This is a genomic window from Actinomadura pelletieri DSM 43383, assembly GCF_003634705.1.
Lineage (GTDB): Bacteria > Actinomycetota > Actinomycetes > Streptosporangiales > Streptosporangiaceae > Spirillospora > Spirillospora pelletieri.
On the sequence record NZ_RBWU01000002.1, the window covers coordinates 508,244 to 529,199 of the forward strand.

Sequence of the window (20,956 nt, forward strand, 5' to 3'; positions counted from 1 at the left end):
AGGACACCGATGACCGTTCGAGAGGCTCCACCCCCGCTCAGGGAGCGGACGAGGGCGGCGACGCCAAGACTTCCCGCCGCGCGCGGACCGCTGTCCAGGGCGGTGGTGGAGACGCTCGCGGCGGGTCCGCGCCCACCGGACGTCCCCGCCCGCTCGCCCGCCGTCCGCGAAGCCGTCGCCTCGGCCGACCCCTACGGCGAGGACCTGCAACTGGCGCTCCACACCTGTTTCGAGTTGCACTACCGCGGGTTCGTAGGGGTCGACCCGGACTGGGAGTGGGAGCCCGGACTGTTGCGGTTGCGCGGCGCGATGGAGGCGGTGTTCCTGGACGCGCTGCGCCGCGACACGGCAAGTGTTCCCGGTGCGAACGAGTCCGACGCCGACGTGGACGCCGACGTGGACGCCGCGCTCCGGGACCTGCTGACCGAGCCGATCGACGGGCACGGCGTCACGCACCATCTGCAGGACCGTGGAGAGTGGTGGCAACTGCGGGAACACGCGGCACACCGGTCGGTGTACCACCTGAAGGAGGCCGACCCGCACGCCTGGGTGGTGCCCCGGCTGCGCGGACGCGCCAAGACGGCACTGGTGGCCGTGGAACACGACGAGTTCGGCGGCGGCCGCCCGGAGATGATCCACCAGGGGCTGTACGCCGACCTGCTCGATGACCTCGGCCTGGACTCCTCCTACGGCGCCTATGTGGACGCGGCGCCCGCGGTGATGCTGGCGACGGTAAACATGATGTCGCTGTTCGGCCTGCGACGGTCGCTGCGGGGCGCGATGGTCGGACACTTCGCGGCTGCGGAGATCACCACCGCGCCGTCGGCCCGGCGGATGGCACGGGCCCTGGAACGCCTCGGCGGCGGTCCCCGGGCCCGCCTGTTCTACACCGAGCACATCGAGGCCGACGCCGTCCACGAGCAGGTGCTGCGCCACGACGTGATCGGCGGGCTGCTCGCCGACGAACCGGAGCTGGCGCCCGACGTGGTGCTGGGCGTGCGGGCCACCGTCCTGCTGGAGGACCGCCTCGCCGCCCACATCCTCGAACGCTGGCGGACGGGACGTTCGTCGCTGCGCCGCCCGCTGCCCGCGACCCCGGCCCCCGAGGGGACGGTGGGGCGATGATGCTGCTTCGCCCACCGGGGGTGTACCGGCCGCAGGCCGACACGCGGCTGCTGGCGGAGGCGCTGTGCGGCGTCGGCGTCCCGGCCGGAGCGCGGCTGCTGGAACTCGGCACCGGAACCGGCGCCGTGGCGGTGACCGCGGCCCGCGTGGGCTGCGACGTCGTGGCGGTGGACAAGTCGACGCGGGCGGTGCTGGCCGCCCAGTTCAACGCGCGGGTCCGGGGGCTCAGCGTCCGGGTCCTGCGCGGCGACCTGTTCACGCCGGTGGCGGGAGAGAAGTTCGACGTGATCGTCGCCAACCCGCCCTACGTGCCCGGCGACACCGATCCGGCCGCGGCCCGGGGCCGGGCCCGCGCCTGGGAGGCAGGGCCGAGCGGCCGGGCGATCCTGGACCAGATCTGCCGCGCCGCCCCCGACCATCTGACCTCCTCGGGGACGCTGCTGGTGGTGCACTCGGCCCTGAACGGGGTCGCGGCGACGCTCGTCGCGCTGCGCGGGGCGGGCATGCGGGCCCGGGTGGTGGCCCGGCGCCGGGAGCCGTTCGGGCCGGTGATGCGGGGGCGCGCCGGAATGCTACGGGCGCGGGGAGTGCTGCGTCCCGGACAACGACACGAGGACCTGGTGGTGATCCGCGCCGACCGGGTCGCGACGGGGTGGGAACATGGACATCGACGCCAGGCGGCCTGAGTCCGCCCCCCGACCGGTGAACGGAACGCCGGGCGGGGGCCGGGAACCGCGACGAGTACGGATGATTCCGGGCGGACCGATCCTGGTGGAGGGGCCGGTCGAGGTCGTCCTGGACGACGGCGCCACCGTGACGTCGGACCGTTTCCTGGTGGCGCTGTGCGCGTGCCGCCGCAGCCGCGCCTTCCCGTTCTGCGACACCAGCCACCGCCGCCGTGTCCGCACCGAACGGCGGGACGGCGAAACACCTCGGTGACCGGTCACGCGGGGTCGCCGCGTGGGCGCGCACGGTCGATGGCCGTCCTGATGTAGATTCCGCGCGTGGACGGGGTCGTTGGCGTGGGCGCACAGGTCGTCGTCCGTACCGTGAGGGCGGACGACGAGGCGCGGTTCCTCGAACTGGCGAAGGTTAGTGCGGGATTCCATCGACCCTGGGTCGTCCTGCCCCGGACGGGACGCGAGTTCGCGGCGTACCTCGCGCGGTTCGACCAGGTCAACGCGGTCGGCATGGTGGTGTGCCTGCGTGCGGGCAGCGACCTCGTCGGCATGGTCAATCTCAACGAGATCGTCCGTGGGTCCTACCAGCGGAGTGTGCTGGGCTACGCGGTCTTCCAGCCGTACGCGGGCCAGGGGTACATGGGCGAGGGCGTCGGGCTCGCCGTCCGGTACGCGTTCGACCGGCTGGAGTTGCACCGGGTCGAGGCGAACATCCAGCCGGGCAACACCGCGTCCGTCAGGCTGGTCGAGCGGCTCGGATTCCGGAAGGAAGGCTTCTCACCCGCGTTCATCAAGATCGGTGGCATATGGCGGGACCACGAACGCTGGGCCCTCATCAACGACGTTTATTGATCTTGGTTTTCCGATATATCTGAACATAACGCAGCGCCGCGTCGTGATCCATCTAGGGGGTCGGCACGTGGGCGTTGACAGGGACGAACCCGACCGGGCGGCGGAGTGGCCGGACGGCCTCGATGTGCGGGCCCTGCTGGAACGCGGGTGGCGACCGACCCCGATCCGTGACTTCATCCTCAAGGTGCACAGCCGGTGCAACCTGGCCTGCGACTACTGCTACATGTACGAAATGGCCGACCAGGGCTGGCGCAGGCAACCGCGTCGCATGTCGCGGCATGTCGTCGACAGGGTCGCCCAGCGCATCGCCGAGCACGCCCGGACGAACCTGCTGTCCGAGGTGGACATCGTCCTGCACGGTGGAGAACCGCTGCTGGCGGGCGCCGAACACCTGCGGTACGTGATCGAGACGATTCTCGCCGCCACCGGGCCGGCCGTGCGTGTCGGCTTCAGCGTGCAGACCAACGGCGTCTTACTCGACGACCTGTTCCTCGACCTGTTCGCCGAGTACGGCGTCACCGTCGGCGTGAGCGTGGACGGCGACGAGGAGGGCCACGACCGCCACAGACGGCGCGCCGACGGTCAGGGCAGCTACCAGGCGGTCCGGGCCGGGCTGCAACGGCTCACCAACGGGTACCGGCCCCTCTTCGGCGGCCTTCTCAGCACCATCGAACTGCGCAACGACCCGGTCGCGACCTATGAGTCGCTGCTGGAATTCGGCCCGCCCGGAATGGACTTCCTGCTGCCGCACGGGAACTGGGACGTCCCGCCACCCGGGCGTCCACCCGACGAGTCGACGCCCTACGGTGACTGGCTCATCGCCATCTTCGACCGCTGGTACGGCACGGACGCCGGCGAGACGCGCATCCGGCTGTTCAGCGAGATCATCAGGTTGCTGTTCGGTCGGATGTCCGCCAGCGAGGCCGTGGGCCTCTCCCCGGTGGCCGTGGTCGTCGTCGAGAGCAACGGAGAGATCGAGCAGGTCGACTCTTTGAAATCCGCCTTCGACGGCGCCGCGGGCACCCGGCTGCACGTCTCCCGTGACCCGTTCGACGCCGTCCTGACACTGCCGTCCGTCGCCGCCCGCCAGATCGGACGGCGTGCGCTGTCACCGGAATGCCTCGCCTGCCAGGCCCACGAGGTCTGCGGCGGCGGGCTCTACCCGCACCGCTACCGGTCGGGCACCGGCTTCCGCAACCCGTCGGTCTACTGCCAGGACCTGCTCAAACTGATCACCCACATCCGGGACGTCCTCAGCCGGGACCTGGCCGACCTCGACTCGGCGGTCGCCGTCGGCTGAACCGGATCGGACGGGTTGGAACGGACGGGACGGTTCAAATCGGCAGCGGGTCGAAGTCTGCGTCGAGTCGCCGTCCCTCCAGGAACACCAGCGCGTCCGGATGCTCAAGACCGAGCGTCCGCCGGTACCGTTCCTCGGTGTCGCCGTACAGCTCGTCGGCCTCCGCGTCCTGGCCGAGGGCACGAAGATTCACCAGGGTGTTCGCGGCCGCCGACAGCGTCACCGGGTGATCCTGGCCGAGGACGGTGCGGAGCCGCCGCAGCGTCCCCGAGCAGAGCCGGTACGCCGCTTCCACCTCTCCCAGTTCGGCCAGGTCACTGGCCAGGTTGAGGGCCACCGTGAGAGTGAAGTGATGATCGCGCTGCAGCTTCAGCTCCAGGCCTTCAAGAGCATCTTCGTTGAGCTTCCGCGCGATCCGCGGATCGCCCGTGACCCTCCGCAGGATCGCCAGGTTCCCGGCGCAGGCGTGGTTGTAGGGGTGCTCGATGGGATAGACACGCGGGTAGCGGCGGACGGTGTCGTCCGCGAGCGTCAGAGCCTCCTGGAACTGCCCCAGGGTGCGGTGGATGTTCGCGAGGCAGGTGGCGGCGGCCAGGGTGTCGGGATGGTCCAGGCCGAAGGCGCGAACGTAGCGCTGGTGGACGTTGTCAGCGAGTTCCAGCGCCCTCTCGTAGTCGCCCGCCCGCCGCCGGGCGATCGAGAGGTCCTTGCCGGTGCGCAGCGTCCAGGGATGGTCGGGACCCAGTTGCTCGACGGCGGAGGCGTAGACGTCGTCACCGAGGTCACATGCCTCGTAGAAGTCTCCGCTGAGCCGAACCGCACGTGCCAGCCCGCTGTAGATGTTGAGGTAGGACGCCGGGGCGTCCGACCCCTGTTCGGTCACCATCACCTCCCGGTACACGCCTTCAAGCACACGCCGGGCGCTCCTGTAGTCGCTTCTGAGGCCATGGTTGAGGGCGAGGCTGTTGACGGCGCGCCAGGTGCCCCAGTTCCGCTCTCCCAGCTTCGTCCGGAAGCGGTTCAGCGCGTCCACGTCCATGTCGAACGCCTCTGAGAAGTCGCCGGTCGCCCTCAAGCTGGCGGCTTGACCGCGCAGCGCCCGCAGGGTCGTGTCGTGGTCGCGTCCGAGGGCCTTATCCGCCGCGCTGAGCGTCTGTGCGCCGCGGTCGGCGGCGTCCTGGTACTGGCCCAGTTCGCGGAGAAGATCGTTCAGTTCCACGTGCAGCGTCAGAACGTCCTCGTGGTCGGGGCCGGAAATCCTCGTCCACTCCTCGATGAACGACTCGACGTAGGAGCGAGCCGAAGCGTAGTCGCCCGAGGAGTACAGGTAGTTGATCATATTGAGGGCGAGTCGGCGGACTGCGGGGTCCCGGGACAGCCCGACCTCGGCCGGTCCGATATGTCCGAGAGCATTCTGATATTGGGGCCAGTTGCTCGCGGCGTTCGGGATCGACGGGAGGTAGTTGGCCAGAAGAAGATGCACCTCGTGGCGCAGGCGCTTCTGTTCCTCCTCTGGCAGTTCGTCGCGGACGAGGGCCTGAATCAGCCGGTGCACCTGGATCGTCCGAGCTTGGACATCGAGCCTCGCCAGGGCGAATCGCCCCAGCTCGCCGACGGCCCGGCTCAATCGGATGGGATCGCTTATCAGATCCAGGAGCGGAGCGCTCAACTTGGACGTGGTCATGCGAAACACGTCCCGGGGGATCGGCTCTGGACCGAAAAGAGCGCAGTAACGGAGAAGAATGAGGGCCTCAGGCATCTTCTCCTCAAGGCTGGCCACCGAAAGCGCCCATGCGGCCGTCATCGACACCGGGTATTCGGTGGGTTTGCCTTGAGAGAGAAGTCTTCTGGTGCGTTGCTCCAGGAGATCCAGATACTCGGAGACGGCGATACCGGTCTCGGCATGGAGCGCGCCCGCCTGCTCCAAGGCGAGCGGGAGGTCGCCCAGTTCCTCCGCGAGTCGGTCGGCCTCGGCCTGCGTGATCCCCCGCGGCACTCGTCTGGTGAGGAACTCGACGCTCTCCTCACGGGTGAAGACGTCGATCGGGACGGCGTCGACGACACCCGCCCACCGATGGTTCCGCGAGGTGATCAGCACATGCCCGGGGCCGTGCGGGAAGATCTCAGTCAGTTCCTCGGGCTCGTCGGCGTTGTCGAAGATCAGCAGCCAGTCGCCATAGGGCTCTCCTCGACGCAGGGCGTCCAGCACGGCGTTGGCGGCGTCCTCGACACCGCTCACCGCCGCAGACGGAAGATTGAGATGGGGTGCCAGGCTCGCCAGCGTGGAGCGCACCAGTACGGGCTGGTCGGCCGCGATCCACCAGACCAGGTCGTATTTGGAGCGGTAACGGTAGGCGTACTCGACCGCCATCTGGGTCTTGCCCACGCCGCCGAGGCCGTGCAACGCGTGCGGGACCACGGCCGTCACCTGACCGGCCAGACCTTCGTACAGGCGTGCGAGCAGGTCCGTGCGGCCGGTGAAGTTCTTGTTGCGGGGAGGGATCTTTCCCCAGACCTGGGGGACTCTATCAGGGACGCCCGATGTATCCGGATTATTGATCACTTGATCCCCTTACGTCACGCCGGTGCCCGTGGCCGGCCCCGCATCACGTCAAAGTTAAGCAATTGCCTCAATCAAGACAGTATCTTGCAGCCGCCGGTTCCGGTCTGTGTCATCAGCCACTGAATGGAGTAATCATTTTTCGGGCGCGCCTCTCTCTCGTTTTCGGAAACCCGAATTATGGAGATCAAGGTTCTGCATCTGGCGGCCGGGTCGACTTTCTGGAACCATGGTTGCGGTATTCACATGCCTGCCCGACATGCGTTGCCAATGACACCGAAGTGGTGTCTCCTTCAGGGAGGGCCGATGCTGACGCGTTCCTTCAAGCTATCCAGTGACATCCTCATGAGGAGTTCCGGAGACCGAGCCCCTGGTCTTCAGCGTGCGGAAAGGGAACTGGAGAGACCAGGGCTGCTGGCGCGTGGATTTGACAATAAGTCCGGTGGTCGTAGAGGTGGTGGCAACAATCTGACGATGCCCACGGCTTCTGGGACGGGTGTCAGCCCACGGGTGTGATGACCTTCGAAATGAGGACGATCAGTGCCCATGTCCCCATGGGCGAATAACGGCTGACCGGCTCTCGCTTTTCGGGTGCTCCCATTGGAAGGACACGGCGGTTGTCGCATTATCCGGCCATTCTGGACGGCTTACGTTACGCTCCGGCCGGCCGTCCGACACCGCCTCTGGGTGCCTGCCTCAGGGATTAGACATGATCGCGCAGTTCCCGTTCGACCCGCCTGGCTCGCAGGCGAATGGACGCGCGTTCGACGAGCCGGATCGTGAGATCATTTGCGGCCGGGCAGCGGAGACTCGTGAAGTCGTGGGCTTGTGGAGGACGAACCGGCTCACCGTACTCAGCGGCAGGGCCGGCGCGGGCAAGACCTCGTTGTTGTGCTCGGGCGTCCTTCCGTCATTGCGGGCGGAAGGGGCGCACGTGCTGTCGCCGGCGCATGTGGCGCACTGGCCGTCCTTCCCGATGGCGGCGCTGCCCGAGTACAACCGCTACCGGATGGCGGTACTGGCCTCCTGGTACACCCGTGCGTCACCCGTCCAGATCTCCGAACTGACGATCGAGACCTACGTGCGCAAACATCAGCGTATGGACCGGTTCGGCCATCGGGTGCCCACCTACGCGGCGATCGACGGGGCCGAGGCATTGCTGTCCACCCCTGGCCGGTATGAGCGACACCGCCGGGACTTCGCCCTAGAACTCGCGACGGCCATGGAACGTTCGCCGGATCTGCATCTGCTTCTGGCGGTGCGCGAGGACGCCTTCGACGAGATCTCGGAGTTCGCCGCCCGGCTCGGCCATGCTCGACCGGCCGTGTGCACCATCGAGCCGCTGAAGCCGGAAGCCGCGCAGGAGACCGCCGCGTCTCTGCTACGCCGGTCGGGGTGCCTGAACGAGGTCGTCGCCGGGGCGCTGGGACGAGACTTAGTGCGCGAGCTGCGGACGGTGCGGACCGCGCGGCCGGTGGGCGGTGTTCAGACCACCTCTCGCGTGGAGCCCGTTCTGCTCCGGCTTGTATGCGATCGCCCGCCTGAGGAACTCCCCGGCGACACGCAGATCTCACCCGAGCGGCTTCGCGCGGAGGTCAATCGTGTGCTGACCGAGTTCTGCGCCCACAGCCTGACCACGATCGCCGCCGACCACAGCCTGCCGCTCCGAACGCTGTCATCAGTGTTCCGTACCTCGTTCGGCGGACCGCAAGGCCAGGTCGGAGTTCTGGCGGATCGCCTGTACGAGGCTGTGCCCGAGCCGGTCGTCCACGCGCTGCAAGACTGCCATCTCATCAGGGCGCACATCCGAGACGGGCGCCGGTACTACGAGCTCCAGCATCCTCGGCTGATCGAACCGATCGAGGGGCTGGAAGAGAGGGCCGTCCCCATCCGCAGGCCGGGCCCGTCGGCGCGCCTGTGGCAAGCACGCGAGGCGCTGGCCGCGGGTGATTCCGAACTGGCGCGTCACCATGCGGAAGCGGTCACGCGATCCTGCGGCGAGGGAGAGATCAGGGTTCTCGGCGACGCGACGACCTTCCTGGGGGATATCGCCTTCGACCGGGGAGACACCAGTACCGCGACGGCGCGCTACCGGGAGGCGGCGGCGATCTTCGAGGCCATTCCGGACAATACGGCGGTCGGCTGGCTCCTCGCGGGCATCGGCCGGGCACTGCTGGAGAGCGCACCGGGTGAGGCGGTCCGGGAGCTCCGCACCGCGGCGAGCCGGCTTCCGCATGAGCTGTCGATTCAGACCGCCCTTGGCCGGGCCCTGTGGCGATCCGGTCGCACGCACGCCGCCGCCGCGGTGTTCGAAGGCGTGCTGGGCCATGACGCCACCAATCGAGAGGCGCTCACCGCCAAACAGGCCCTGTCCGGCATCGCCTAGGCGGAAGCAACCACTGCGGCCGCCGAACGCATCCGTCGTGATTCGGGATCCCATTCACTGAAAATCCCGAACTAAGGGCAATGTCCTCTTCCGTGCCTACAATGTAGGAACTGAGAAGCTTGGCGTGTGACGTAGGGGTGTTACTCGGTCGCCAGCGTGGTCTCACCATTTCACTACTGCTACCTTACTGATCTCACCTTGCGCCTTCCTGAGATGACAGACGAGATAATTTTAGTCACTCATGGTAATTGCTTTATGCCTGGTTCGGCTTTCCTGAACGCTCTGACTGGGCATTGTGATAGTGAGCATAAGCCGGGCGTGTGCGACGGGTGACCGTAGATCTAGGGAGGAGAAAGCGGGCGGTGACCAGCGCAGCATCCGGAACTAGTTCGAGTCACGGCGGAGCCGACGATTCCGAGGGAAAGAACGATTCATGGCGCCGTGATTTCAACCTGCTGTTGGGCGGCTCGGCGCTTTCTCAACTGGGCACGCTCGGCGCCGCCGCGGCCAACCCGCTGCTGGCGCTGGCGCTGACCGACTCACCGATCATCGCGGGCTGGGCGGCGGCCGCGAGCACGCTGCCGGGACTGTTCTTGCACCTCCCGGTCGGGTTGCTGGTGGATCATTACGACCGCAAGCGAATCATGCTGATCAGCCAGCTGATTCGCGTCGCCAACTCGGTGTTGCTGTTCATCGGCCTCTGCGCCCTCGCCGAGCCCTGGCCGATTCTTATCGTCGCGGCGGTGATCGACGGCTCATGCGCGGTGTTCTTCCGACTCGCCGAATTCGCTGCAGTGCGCTTTGTCGTGCCTGACGGCGAGGCGGAGAGTGCGATGGCCAAAAACGAGGCCAGGCATCATGTGGCCCTGGTCTTCGGACGGCCGTTAGGCGGTTTTCTCTTCACTGCCGGGCGTGCCCTGCCCTATATCTTAGACGCGCTGACCTCTCTGATCTCGGTCGTCTCCATCCTGCTGTTGAAACGGAAAAACCTTCAAAGTTTCGAGCTGGGCAGGTTAGAATTCTGGAAGTTGTCGAAAGGGAAGGCGGTGCCCTCCTTCAAGGAGGGGATGCGACGGATACGTGACGATGAATTTCTTCGCACATCGCTGGGCTTCTGCACCATCGCCAACGTCGGATTTCAGATCATCATCCTGGTGCTCGTCGTCGAGGCCGAACGGCAACGGTTCTCCGGGACGACGATCGGCCTGATGCTCGCGACATCCGGCATCTGTGGGGTTCTGGGCGCCCTGACCGCGACCCGGGTGGTGCGATGGCGCAGGCCGCGCTCGACCGTCCGGTGGAGCGTGACGCTCTGGGCCCCCTGTCTGGTGATCGTTGCTTTTACCGCGGAGATGCCGCTGATAGGAATATTTGTATGGGGTGCGTGCAGTCTCACGGGGGCCTATATCAACGTCGCGCTGGCAATGCACCAGAGCAGGGTCATCCCGCAGAACGTTCTGGGTCGGGTGGAGGGGGTCGCCCAGTTCCTCACGACCGGTGCGGTGACGCTCGGCGCCTCGGTCGCGGGATACGTGATCGAGGCGCTCGGAACCCGGGTGACCGCGGCGCTGGTGGCCGTGGTGTTCGTGCTGATCGCGGTCGGTGTGTGGTCTCCGGTCGCCTTTGCGCAAACATCCTCCCAGAGGGACCCCTCGAAAGCCGACAGGAAGGCACGCGCCGCGGTGGCCGGTGACCCCGCGTCCGGTCGAGGAACCATGGTACGGATGGGCGAGGACGGCTGAACTCGATCGTCCGCCTTCGCGACGGGTACGCACACGTGCGCCGCGTGATTTGTGCGTCGTGCCACATTCGGCTCGACCTGTTCCGGTCACTTCTTGATTGACGAATCGGCATCCGTCCGAACCGCGGTGCCGGGGTACGCTTCCTGAGTCGGATCTCGCCGGTGCTCTTTCTGTTGTGTTTCGGGTGGAGGCGGTGCGTTTGCGGACGTCGCTGAATGTGGATGATCAGCATCGGCTCGTCGAGGCGATGCTGAAAATCGAGGCGATGCGCGTACAACGCGGTCGTGCCGTTCTCCTGTCGGCATTGGAGCGGGATCTCGGGCACCGGTTACCTCTCGTCCAGCACGACCAGGAGGTGCTCGACCTTTGGGCACTGGTCGACGCGCTGCTGAACCATCCGGGAGCCGCCCAGTCTCTGGTGCGGATTCTGGAGGTCTTCTACGGGAACAGTCTGTCGGTGCGGGCCTTCGGTGACCTCGTCGCGGAGTTGCTGCCGGAGCCCTGGCTCGATCAGGGTGAGCGTCGCGTTCTGCACGAGCTGATCACCTCGCTGGAGCGAAGCGATCCGGGCCTGTCGCATCTGAGCCGTTTTCCGCTGCTCTATCGGCGAGCGGTGGGGCCTGCCTGGCCGCTTCTGGACCGGGAGGTCCACAGTCTGCACGACGTCGTCGCGCTTCTGGAAGAAATACCCGCGGGCGGAGACGGTGTACCGCCGCTCCTGGCCTTCGTCAGTGATCTGGCAGAGTACGCCGATTCCCGGACGGCGCCCCATTTCCGCGGTTGGGTCCATCGCCAGGTGGAGGCCCAGGGGGTGGACGAGGCGATCCTCGCGTGCCGGTCGGCCGCGTGCCGGTCGACCTCGGTGGAGGCGCGATCCCGACCCGAACCGTCCGAAACCTATCTGATCATCGAGTGTGCGCCCGACGCGCTGGAACCGGACCGCTACCTGGTCACCGCGTGGCTCCAGGTCGGCCGCGAACCCGGTAGCACGCTGCGATGCGACGACGAGGCGATGTCGATCAGCCGGATTACCGACCTGCTGGAGCAGCTCCTCACCTCGGAGAGTTCGGTGGTCGGACGGCGGGACCCCGATCTCACGATCGAGTTCGTGCTGCCCCGGCCGCTGCTCGACCATCCCGTCGAACAGTCCAAGATCAAGATCGCCGGGTTCGAGCACCGTATCGGCATCAAGTACCCGGTGGTCGTGCGCAGCCTCGACCGGATGCGGCTGGCCGCGACCCACCACGGCTGGCGGCACAAGTGGGCGTGGCTGCGCGGCAACGCGGTCGACACGCCGGTCTGCCTGGTGACGCGGCGCGGCGAGTACGACCAGGAGGAGCTGTACTCCAAGCTCTCGGAGGCCTCCCCGGCCGTCCTGGCGCTGGCCTACCCGCCGTGGGGCGGTGAGAACGAGGAACCGGACGAGCACTGGATCGGCCTGCTCGCCGGCACCCCGGTGATCGCGTGGTGCCGGGACGGGCGCGACCCGGCCCTGTTCGCCCGGGAGGTCAAGGACCTGCTGGCCGCTGACCTGATGAAGCTGCCCCGCCGGACGATGGAGTTGCGGCGGCAGGCGCTGTCCGACGTCCGGGAGGGCCCCGGTCCGGGCCATCTCGGCCTGCATCTGACGCTGGTGTTCGACGACGCCGACCGTATACCCGAGCCGTATGTGCGGCTCCGTCCCCCCGCGTAGCGCGTCCCTTGGAGACCTCCAATGACCACGGAGAAGGAACAGCCGACGGCAGGTGACTGGCGCATCTACCGGGGTGACAGCCGTCCCCACGAGAGGGTGCGGCGGTTACCGCCGCCCCCGCCGTGGCGCCGGTTCGCCGCGGTCGACCCGTCCGACGGGCACCGCCTCGGAGACCTGCAGCGGGCGACCTCCTACCGTCCGGACGAGAGCGTGATCGACAAGGTCAACGCGGCGATCCTGCTGCGGCGCCCGCTGCTGGTGACGGGCAAGCCGGGGTCGGGCAAGTCCACCCTCGCCTACAACGTCGCCTACGAGCTGGGGCTGGGCTCCGTCCTGAACTGGTCGATCACCAGCAACACGACGCTGGAGTCCGGGCTCTACGACTACGACGCGATCGGCCGGCTCCACGAGACGAGCCTGCGCGGCGCGGGCGGCCGGGCGGACACCGCCGAGCCGCCCGACATCGGGCGCTATATCCGCCTCGGCCCGCTCGGTACCGCGCTGCTCCCCGGCGACCTGCCCCGCGTCCTGCTCATCGACGAGCTGGACAAGAGCAACATCGACCTGCCGAACGACCTGCTCAACGTGTTCGAGGAGGGCCGGTTCACGATCACGGAGTTGCAGCGCCTGCCCGAGGAGCAGTCCCGCATCCATGTGATGACGGCGGACGGCGGCCCGCGGGTGCCCGTCGACCATGGCGAGATCCGGTGCGCCAACTTCCCGATCGTCCTCATCACCAGCAACGGGGAGCGCGAGTTCCCCCCGGCGTTCCTGCGCCGCTGCGTCCGGCTGGTGATCGAACCGCCCACCCGGGAACGGCTCGCGGAGATCGTCGAGGCGCATCTCGGCGCGGACGCCAGAGCGGCGAGCGACCAGCTCATCGAGGACTTCCTCGCCCGCAGGTCCGAGGGCGCGCTCGCCACCGACCAGCTCCTCAACGCCGTCTATCTCGCGACCTCCGGGAGTCGGCCGCCGGAGAGCACGCTGGCCGAGATCCTCGACACCGTGCTCCGCCAGATCGAGTCACCGGGCGCGGGATGATCGAGCGGCTCGTCGAGGTCCTGCGGGCGCTCGACCCCCAGCCGACGGCGGAGGAGACGGCCGACGCCCTCTGGCTCGCCGAGTGGTTCCGGGCGCATGAGGGCCCGGTGCGCCCGGCCTCCGAACGCCCCGGTGAGCCGGACGGGAACGAGCCGCCGCGCTCACCGCCGACCGCCCGTCCGGCCGACCCGCCGGGGGCGCCGGAACGCGAACCGTCGCCGCCGCACCCCGTGGAGGCGGGCCTCTACCTGACCGGGCAGGAGGTGCCGGCCGCGTCGTTCCCCGTGCGGATGCCCGCGATGCTGGCGATCTCGCGGACGCTGCGGCTGTCGCGTGCCCTGCGACCGTTGCGCGCGACCGTCCCGTCCCTGACCCGCGGGCATCTCGACGAGGAGCAGACGGCGCAGCGCATCGCCGAGACGGGCGTGTGCGAGCCCGTGCTCGTCCCCGCGCGGGAACGCCGGTACGACCTGGCGCTCGTCGCGGATGTCGGCGCGTCGATGGTCGTCTGGCGCCGGACGGTCGAAGAGCTACAGGCCCTGCTCCACCAGCTCGGCGCGTTCCGTGACCTGCGCACGTGGTACCTGGACACCGACGGCCCGCGGCTGTCGCTGCGCACCGGCTCCGCCTTCGGCGTCGGCGCCGACCGCGACCCGGCCGAACTGGTCGACCCGACGGGACGGCGCGTCACCCTCGTCGTCAGCGACTGCATCGGCACCGCCTGGCGGGACGGCCGCGCCGCCGCGCTGCTCGACCGGTGGGGCAGGGCGGGGACCGTCGCGATCGCCCAGCCGCTTCCGCAGCGTCTGTGGCGGCGGACCAGGGCCGCGGTCGAGCAGGTGCGTTTCAGCGCGTCGGGGCCCGCGGTCGCCAACGAGCTGCTCGGCGTCGCGCGGGCTCGGTTCCAGCCGCCGGACGACCGCCCGGCGGGCATCGCGATCCCCGTGGTGGAACTGAGCGAGCGTTGGCTGCGGTCGTGGGCGAACATGATCGCCTTCGGCGGCCGGAACGTCATGGGCGCCGCGCTGTTCACCGGACGACCCGTCGCGCACGTCCCGGCCGCCGACGACGAGTCCGAGGTGCTGTCGGCGGAGATGAAGGTGAAGCGGTTCAGGGCCTCGTCGTCGCCCACGGCGTTCAGGCTCGCCACCTTTCTGGCGGCGGCCCCGCTGCAGCTGCCCGTCATGCGACTCGTCCAGCGGGCGATGCTTCCGGCGTCCACGTCCGCCGACCTGGCCGAGGTCTTTCTCAGCGGGCTGCTCCGGATGGACGGTCGTCCGGCGGGTGGCGGCGAGGAGGAGATCGCGTACGAGTTCCATGACGGCGTCCGGGAGGTCCTGCTCCAAGGGTTGCGCAGACGCGAGGTGTACCAGGTGCTGCGCGCGGTGTGGGAGGTCGTCCGCGACCGGATCGGCTCGTCCATGGACTTCCCGGCGCTGCTCGCCGCGGTGGCCAGCGGAGAGGCCCGTCTCCCGCCCGACCTGCCGTTCGCGCAGGTGGCGCCGCAGGCGTTGATGGGGCTCGGTGGCCCCTACCGGGAGCTGGCCAGGAAACTGACCGCGGGTGACGCGTCGCCCGCCGCGTCCCGCGACCAGATCCCGCTCACCCGGTCGGCGGACCGGACGTCCGCGACCGGCGGGCACGGGGGCATCGAGCGCGCCCCGCTGCTCCGCAGCGGGCTCCCACCGCGCAACCGCCATTTCACGGGACGCGACCGGTTGCTCACCGACGTCCACGAGGCGCTGCGTGACGGGATGGCGGCGCTGCTGCCGCACTCCGAATCGGCACTGGGCGGCGAAGGCAAGTCCAACCTGGCGGTGGAGTACGCCTACCTCCACGCCGACGACTACGACCTGATGTGGTGGGTGCCGGCCGAGCAGACGACGTCCGCCCGAGCGGCGCTGGCGCTGCTCGCGCGGCAGCTCGGCATGCCGATGAGCGACGACATCAAGGACACCGTGGACGGCGTGCTCAGAGCTCTGCGCGACGGCCGGCCCTTCCGCCGTTGGCTGCTCATCTACGACAACGCCCGGGACCCGGAGCAGGTGTTCCCCCTGACCCCGCTGTCGGTAGGCGGCGGTGACGACGGCGACACGGGTCCGGTGCCCGGAGGCCATGTTCTGGTGACGTCCCGCGACCGCGGCTGGGAACGGCACGCGACCGTGGTGGACGTCGGGGTCTTCGAACGGCCGGAGAGCATCGCCCTGCTCCGCCACCTGGTGCCGCACCTGCCGGAGCCGGAGGCCGACATGCTCTCCGCACGCGTGGGCGACCTGCCGCTGGCGGTCTGGCAGGCGGCCGCGTGGCAGGTGGTCACGGGCGGCACCGCCGAGGAGTATCTCCAGCTCTTCGACCGGCGACTCGCCGAGTTCGCCGCCTCGGACAAGGTGAGCGACCTGCCCGCTCCGCTGGCCGCGGGTGCCAGCCTGAACCTCGATCTGCTCCGTGCGTCGAACCCCGTCGCGGGCCTGCTGCTGGAGTTGTGGGCGGTGTTCGATCCCGAACCGGTGTCCAGCGCGCTGCTGGCGGCGGGGCGAACGACGGCGCTGCCCCCGGAGCTCGCGGGACTGCTGGCCGACGAGGACCGGCTTCGCGACGCGATGCGCGACATCTCCCGGTTCTCCCTCGCCCGGTTCGACGAGGAGACGGGCAGCCTTCAGGTCCATCGGCTCGTCCGGGCGATCCTCGACGACCGGCTCGGGGAGGACGGGCGGCGACGCGTCCAGGCCCGTGTCCACGCCATCCTCGTCGCGGCGACGCCGGACGAGCGACCGGAGGTGGAGTCCACCTGGGAACGCCGCGCGCAGATCACGCCGCATGTCGTGCCGTCCGGTGTCTTCGACGCCGACGAGTTCGCGATCCGGCTCGTGGGCATCGACCAGGCGAAGTTCCTCTACCAGTCCGGGGAGTACGAGGGCAGCCGGCGGCTGGCGGACATCGCGCTCGACCGGTGGCGCGAGCGCTACGGCCCCGACGACGACGCCGTGCTCGACATCTCCCGTGTCCTGGCGAACGCCCTGCGGGGGCTCGGCGACAGCCGGGCGGCCGCCGATCTCAGCGAGGACAACCTCGCGCGGACCCGCAGGAAGTTCGGCGCCGACCACGCGCAGACGCTCTTGGCCGCCACCGCATTCGGCGCCGATCTGCGCTTTCGTGGCGAGTTCCGGCGGGCCCACGATGTCGATCTCGACGCCTGGCGGCGCATGCGGCAGCTCTACGGGGACGACCACTCAGACACCCGGCTCGCCGCCACGAACCTCGCCGTCGACCTCCGGATCCTGGGAGAGTTCCAGAAGGCGCACGACATCGACCTGGACGTGTGGCGAAGAGAGAACCAGTCCTATCGCCAACGCTTCCGCGCGACCCATTGCTACGCCCGGGATCTGCACGCCCTAGGGCTGTACGGGCGTGCGCACGGGTTGGAGGCGGCGAGCCTGGCGAATCTGCGGCCCGTCCTCGCCCCCGGCCACGCGATGGTCCTGCAGGCGAAGATGAGCCACGCGGGCACGCTGCGCAAGCTCGGACGGTACGGGGAGGCGCATCGCCTGGCCACCGAGACGTTCGCCGCCCATGCCCGCCGCTTTCGGGAGGAGCATCCGAACCGGCTGGCCAGCAAGGTCTGTCTGGCGCTCACCACGAACGCCGTCGGACGCCCCGACGAGGCGCTGCGACTTCTCGACGAGGCGTTGGAGGGGTACCGCCGGGTGATGGGGGAGCGGCATCCCTTCGTCCATGTCTGCGCGGTGAACCGGGCGGCCGTCCTGCGGCGGCTCGCGGAGGTGTACGCGGCGCACGAGGCAGACCGGACGGCCCGCTCCCTCCTCGCGGACGGCATCCTCGGCCCCAACCACTTCTATACGCTGTGCGCCACCGTGGGGCTGGCCAACGACTTCTACCTGCTCGGGGAGTTGGACGCCGCGGTCCGGCTGCTGTCCGAGGCCTGGGAGAAGGCGACCGTCTCTCTCGGCGAGCGGCACCACTACTCGCTGGTCGTCGCGCTCAACCTCGCCCGTGCTCGCGAGGGGACGGGTGAGGGCGACCAGGATGTCGATCCGATCCTGGCGTCGCTGGAGGAGGTGCTCGGTCGGGACCATCCGGACGTGTCGGCCGCCCGACGCGGCGAACTGCTCGAATGCGACATCGAGCCCACCGCGCTGTGAGACCGCCCGGGGTCAGCGGCTCGACGTCGACGACGCGAGTTCCAAGTCACGCTGGACGGTGCGTCCGATGTGGTTGATGAGCGCCAGCAGGTCGGGGCAGTACACCGAAGGGTTCAGGAAACCGGTTCCCTTCCGGTATCGGTGCGCGTAGGCGCCGCCACCGCAGATGTCACGAACCGCGCACTTCCCGCAGGTGACGGGTAAGGCAGCCCGTCCGATCTGGCGGGCGACCACGCCCGGGTGCCACAGCGCGTCGTCGAAACGGTGGTCGAAGACGGTGAGACCGGTCTCCGGGGCGCCGTCGTAGGACGTCTTCAGCGTGTCGACCTGCTGGAGTGTTCCGTCGGTGTCGACGACGAGCATGGTGACCGGTGTGAGCCCGATGTTCTCGCTGCGGCTCCCCCCGCCCAGCAGCAGATTGACGATCTCCTCGAACAGCCGGACGCCGGTTTCCTTCCGGGGCGCGTGATACCAGCGGTCGAACACCGCGATCAGCCATTCGGCGTAGGGAGCGTCGTCCACGGCGGTGCGGCGGTGGGGCGGAGGGGCCGACCAGGTCCCGTGCGGCAGCAGGAAATCGACGCGCGGTGGACGCGTCTCCAGCAGAGCCTCGTACGTTCGGATCGGGTCGTTGTCGAGGTCGACCGCGCAGAGCAGCCCCCGGTACAGCGGCCGATGCGAGGTCGCGAGCCGGTTCAGGCCGCGCATGACCTCGGCGTGGCTGCCGCGCCCGTTCGCGCGGCGCCGATGCCGGTCATGCCCGGCACGGTCGCCGTCGAGACTGACGGACACGCCCACGTCGTGGTCCGCCAGCATCGCCAGCATCGATTCGGTGAGCAGGACGCCGTTGGTCTGGGTGCTCACCTCGACCTCGCACCCGGACGGCACGGACGCGCGGAGTCGTTCGATGGTCGCGGCGATCGTCGTCCGTCCGGCCAGGAGCGGCTCGCCGCCGTGCAAGACGACGGCCACGCGGGGGAGCGCATGGTCCCGTGCGTGCTCGCCCAGCCGCTCGGCCGTGGCGTCGACCACATCCGGTCGCATCACGGTCGGCCGCGTACGCCACGTCTGGTCCGCGCTTTCGTAGACATAACAGTAATCACAGGCCAAATTGCAGCGACCATGAATCTTGAGCACGAACTCAGAGAAGGGCCTGGGACACCAACCGCCGGCAACAAGAGCGGGAATGTCAAGGCCGGAAAACGGCCATTCGCCGGTTCCGGCGCCGGGCATCAGGGGTGGTGCCAACCGCGGTCGAGACGACTGTCGAAGCCGGCCTCGGTGACTCCCGTGCCGCGCCGCTCCGCGTTGCGGCGCCGCAGCGCGTCGGTCAGCGCCTTGCCCGCGCCCGCGTCCACGCGGTCGGTTTCGACGGCAAGGCACCGGATCGTCTCGATGGAGAAGGCGCGGCCGTTGAAGCTTGTTACACCATTGTCATGAGTGACCGGCACAGCCGTCTCCCCCTCTTGTTCGCCGTCCGAAAGCGTTGTGGTTTTTGATCGGCTCAGAGACAGCCTCGCGCCGCAACGTGACGATCATAGGGATCGGACACCCCCGGGACAAAGGAATCGCCGGGATAACACCCGGGAATTTTGCGGACGCCCTTGCCGCCCGTGGGGGCGTCGAGGACGCTGGGGGAGGACGGGCCCGGGGGAGCGGCGCCGGAAGGGAGAGCGGCCGATGGGACGAGAGGTGACGCGCACGGCCACGGGCGGACGGCCGCCGCAGGGGGCCGCCACGTTCTTCCTGTGTGATGTCGCGGGGTTCTCTGACGCCGCGCGCGCCGATCCGGTGCGGGTGCGGGTGCGGAAGGCGATGTACGAGGGGCTCGACCAGAGCCTGGCGGTCGCCGGGGTGCGCCTGGACGACTGCTACCACGAGGACCGCGGGGACGGCGTGATGGTCATCCTGCCACCCCACATCAAGGTCGAGTCACTGCTGACGGGCGTGATCGATCGGCTGCGCTCGGAGGTGCGGCACCACAACGAGGCGTCGAGCGAGGCCGCGCGGATGCGGCTGCGCGTCGCCGTCAACGTGGGGGAGGCCGAGTCGGACGGACGCGGGATCGTCAGCACCGCCCTGACGCACACGTTCCGGTTACTGGACGCCGCCCCGCTGAAGGACGCGGTACGCGAGGCCGACACCGGCATCGCGGTGATCGTGTCGCGGCGGGTCTACGACGATGTGGTCCGCCACGGCCGCGGGCAGGTCGATCCCGGTGACTACTACCGGGTGCGGGTCGAGGTCAAGGAGACCGTCGACGAGGCGTGGGTCATGGTGCCGGGCGTGCGACCGGTGGTCCCGCCACCCCGCAGCCCGGCCTCCGGCAGTCCGGCGGTGCCGGAGCGGGACGCGGAACTTCCCGGCAACGCGACCGCGCCGCCGCCGGAGCCGTCCATGGCCCAGAAGTTCCAGACCGTCGAAGACCTGCTGGAGATCCCCCGCCTCCGCACCGAACGCGGCCGTGACCAGCTCGTCGGGGCGTTGTCGGCGGACATCGCGGGCGCCGTTCCCCGGTCGGGGGAGGCGCGGCCCGACCTGTTCGCCATACTCCAGACCTGTCTGGACTACCCCGGCGGGCTGCAGCAACTTCTCCAGGCGGTCCAAGGGTTCGTGGGGGAGTCGTTGGCGGTGCGCCGCCTGGAACAGTCGATCGCGGGCATGCTCCGTCCGCCACGGGACGACCGCTGATCCGGCGATGCACCGAGAGCAGGAATCCGCGGACGTGTGGAAACGGGCCTGGGCGACGCTGGTCGAGGAGGGCGTGGAGCAACGGTTCCACGCGGGTGACACCCTGCTCCACCAGGGCGATCGTCCATCGCACGTTCTTCTCCTGCTGGCGGGCAGGGTGAAGGCGCTGCTGACCCTCCCGGACGGGCAGGTGCTGCTGCTCGCCGTCCGCGGGCCGGGTGAGCTGCTCGGCGAGATGGCGGTTCTGGGCCGGGACGACCGGTCGGCGACGGTCATCGCGGTCGATCCGTGCGTCACGCGCGTCCTGTCCGCGGACCGGTTCCGGGCGCTGGTGCAGAAGTCGGGCGTGGAGCAGGAGTTGCTGCGCAGGGCGATGCGGCGACTGCGCGAGGGGGAGGAGTGGCGGGCCGAGACGGCGGCGCTGCCCGCCGGGCCCCGGGTGGTGCGCGCGCTGCTGCGGCTCGCCGTGCCGGGCGGGGACGGGCCGCCGGGCGTGGGGCTCGGCCAGTCGGAGATCGGCCAGGCGGTCGGCCTGTCCCGCGGCGTCGTCGCGGCCGAACTGGCGCGGCTCCGGGAGCAGGGCGTCATCGCGACCGAACGCGGCCGGACCGTCATCGTCGATCTTCCCCGGCTCCGCGCCCTGGCCGCATCGGGACGCGGAAGTGTCTGAATTCTGACACTGCGTTCCCCAGGTCATGGGCAAGGTGGGGGCATCTGTTCCCGACC

Annotated in this window: 15 protein-coding genes; 12 read left to right on the top strand and 3 right to left on the bottom strand. The window is 69.2% G+C overall.

The features are described 5' to 3' along the window. The first annotated feature begins 9 nt into the window (after nt 1-9). The 5 genes from BZB76_RS09130 (at nt 10) to BZB76_RS09150 (ending at nt 3,957) form a co-directional block, all read left to right on the top strand. A complete protein-coding gene (locus BZB76_RS09130) occupies nt 10-1,125 on the top strand; it encodes an iron-containing redox enzyme family protein (protein WP_121433859.1) in 1,116 nt (371 codons plus the stop codon). After that, nucleotides 1,122-1,811 (top strand): HemK2/MTQ2 family protein methyltransferase, encoded by a 690-nt coding sequence (locus BZB76_RS09135; RefSeq protein ID WP_121433860.1) that lies wholly within the window; start codon nt 1,122-1,124, stop codon nt 1,809-1,811. Before BZB76_RS09130 ends, BZB76_RS09135 begins: the two co-directional genes overlap by 4 nt. Nucleotides 1,812-1,872: 61 nt before the next feature. Beyond that, a complete protein-coding gene (locus BZB76_RS09140) occupies nt 1,873-2,064 on the top strand; it encodes a CDGSH iron-sulfur domain-containing protein (RefSeq protein WP_246006839.1) in 192 nt (63 codons plus the stop codon). 65 nt (nt 2,065-2,129) lie between these two features. Beyond that, on the top strand, nt 2,130-2,657 hold the full coding sequence (locus BZB76_RS09145; protein ID WP_246006840.1) for a GNAT family N-acetyltransferase: 528 nt from the start codon (nt 2,130-2,132) through the stop codon (nt 2,655-2,657). 67 nt (nt 2,658-2,724) lie between these two features. Further along, entirely contained in the window at nt 2,725-3,957 is a 1,233-nt protein-coding gene (locus BZB76_RS09150) for an FxsB family cyclophane-forming radical SAM/SPASM peptide maturase (protein ID WP_246006841.1), read from the top strand. Nucleotides 3,958-3,991: 34 nt separating this feature from the next. Here BZB76_RS09150 and fxsT (BZB76_RS09155) read toward each other — a convergent pair whose 3' ends face one another. Then, on the bottom strand, nt 3,992-6,520 hold the full coding sequence (gene fxsT / locus BZB76_RS09155) for an FxSxx-COOH system tetratricopeptide repeat protein (RefSeq protein WP_121433862.1): 2,529 nt from the start codon (nt 6,518-6,520) through the stop codon (nt 3,992-3,994). Nucleotides 6,521-7,226: 706 nt separating this feature from the next. Here fxsT (BZB76_RS09155) and BZB76_RS09160 point away from each other — a divergent pair. The 5 genes from BZB76_RS09160 (at nt 7,227) to fxsT (BZB76_RS09180) (ending at nt 17,539) form a co-directional block, all read left to right on the top strand. Further along, nucleotides 7,227-8,903 carry a tetratricopeptide repeat protein gene (locus tag BZB76_RS09160; protein WP_147449383.1) on the top strand — a complete coding sequence of 559 codons (1,677 nt, stop codon included), beginning with the start codon at nt 7,227-7,229 and terminating at the stop codon, nt 8,901-8,903. 362 nt (nt 8,904-9,265) lie between these two features. After that, a complete protein-coding gene (locus tag BZB76_RS09165) occupies nt 9,266-10,645 on the top strand; it encodes an MFS transporter (protein ID WP_170180555.1) in 1,380 nt (459 codons plus the stop codon). 217 nt (nt 10,646-10,862) lie between these two features. Further along, nucleotides 10,863-12,338, top strand: coding sequence for a VMAP-C domain-containing protein (locus BZB76_RS09170; RefSeq protein WP_147449384.1), 1,476 nt, complete (start codon nt 10,863-10,865; stop codon nt 12,336-12,338). 21 nt (nt 12,339-12,359) lie between these two features. Next, nucleotides 12,360-13,379, top strand: coding sequence for an AAA family ATPase (locus BZB76_RS09175; RefSeq protein WP_121433866.1), 1,020 nt, complete (start codon nt 12,360-12,362; stop codon nt 13,377-13,379). Then, complete coding sequence (gene fxsT, locus BZB76_RS09180; protein WP_121433867.1) at nt 13,376-17,539, top strand: FxSxx-COOH system tetratricopeptide repeat protein; 4,164 nt, start codon at nt 13,376-13,378, stop codon at nt 17,537-17,539. The genes BZB76_RS09175 and fxsT (BZB76_RS09180) overlap by 4 nt, the downstream gene beginning before the upstream one ends. Nucleotides 17,540-17,551: 12 nt before the next feature. Here fxsT (BZB76_RS09180) and BZB76_RS09185 read toward each other — a convergent pair whose 3' ends face one another. Further along, complete coding sequence (locus BZB76_RS09185; RefSeq protein WP_121433868.1) at nt 17,552-18,772, bottom strand: FxsB family cyclophane-forming radical SAM/SPASM peptide maturase; 1,221 nt, start codon at nt 18,770-18,772, stop codon at nt 17,552-17,554. Continuing rightward, the gene (locus tag BZB76_RS09190; protein ID WP_121433869.1) at nt 18,772-18,990 is read right to left on the bottom strand and encodes a hypothetical protein; all 219 of its coding nucleotides are present in this window, start codon (nt 18,988-18,990) and stop codon (nt 18,772-18,774) included. Before BZB76_RS09190 ends, BZB76_RS09185 begins: the two co-directional genes overlap by 1 nt. Nucleotides 18,991-19,219: 229 nt before the next feature. On the opposite strand from BZB76_RS09190, the gene BZB76_RS09195 reads away from it, so the two are divergent. Further along, nucleotides 19,220-20,230 (top strand): effector-associated domain 2-containing protein, encoded by a 1,011-nt coding sequence (locus BZB76_RS09195; RefSeq protein ID WP_121433870.1) that lies wholly within the window; start codon nt 19,220-19,222, stop codon nt 20,228-20,230. A 7-nt stretch (nt 20,231-20,237) separates the two neighbouring features. Then, nucleotides 20,238-20,900 (top strand): Crp/Fnr family transcriptional regulator, encoded by a 663-nt coding sequence (locus tag BZB76_RS09200; RefSeq protein ID WP_121433871.1) that lies wholly within the window; start codon nt 20,238-20,240, stop codon nt 20,898-20,900. Nucleotides 20,901-20,956: the final 56 nt, after the last annotated feature.

Excerpts from the sequence above, each read along its gene's own strand:
- BZB76_RS09130 (WP_121433859.1), top strand. The coding sequence starts at position 10 with ATGACCGTTCGAGAGGCTCCACCCCCGCTCAGGGAGCGGACGAGGGCG.
- BZB76_RS09175 (WP_121433866.1), top strand. The coding sequence starts at position 12,360 with ATGACCACGGAGAAGGAACAGCCGACGGCAGGTGACTGGCGCATCTAC.
- BZB76_RS09185 (WP_121433868.1), bottom strand. The coding sequence starts at position 18,772 with ATGCCCGGCGCCGGAACCGGCGAATGGCCGTTTTCCGGCCTTGACATT.
- BZB76_RS09135 (WP_121433860.1), top strand. The coding sequence starts at position 1,122 with ATGATGCTGCTTCGCCCACCGGGGGTGTACCGGCCGCAGGCCGACACG.
- BZB76_RS09195 (WP_121433870.1), top strand. The coding sequence starts at position 19,220 with ATGGGACGAGAGGTGACGCGCACGGCCACGGGCGGACGGCCGCCGCAG.
- BZB76_RS09160 (WP_147449383.1), top strand. The coding sequence starts at position 7,227 with ATGATCGCGCAGTTCCCGTTCGACCCGCCTGGCTCGCAGGCGAATGGA.
- BZB76_RS09140 (WP_246006839.1), top strand. The coding sequence starts at position 1,873 with ATGATTCCGGGCGGACCGATCCTGGTGGAGGGGCCGGTCGAGGTCGTC.
- fxsT (WP_121433867.1), top strand. The coding sequence starts at position 13,376 with ATGATCGAGCGGCTCGTCGAGGTCCTGCGGGCGCTCGACCCCCAGCCG.
- BZB76_RS09200 (WP_121433871.1), top strand. The coding sequence starts at position 20,238 with ATGCACCGAGAGCAGGAATCCGCGGACGTGTGGAAACGGGCCTGGGCG.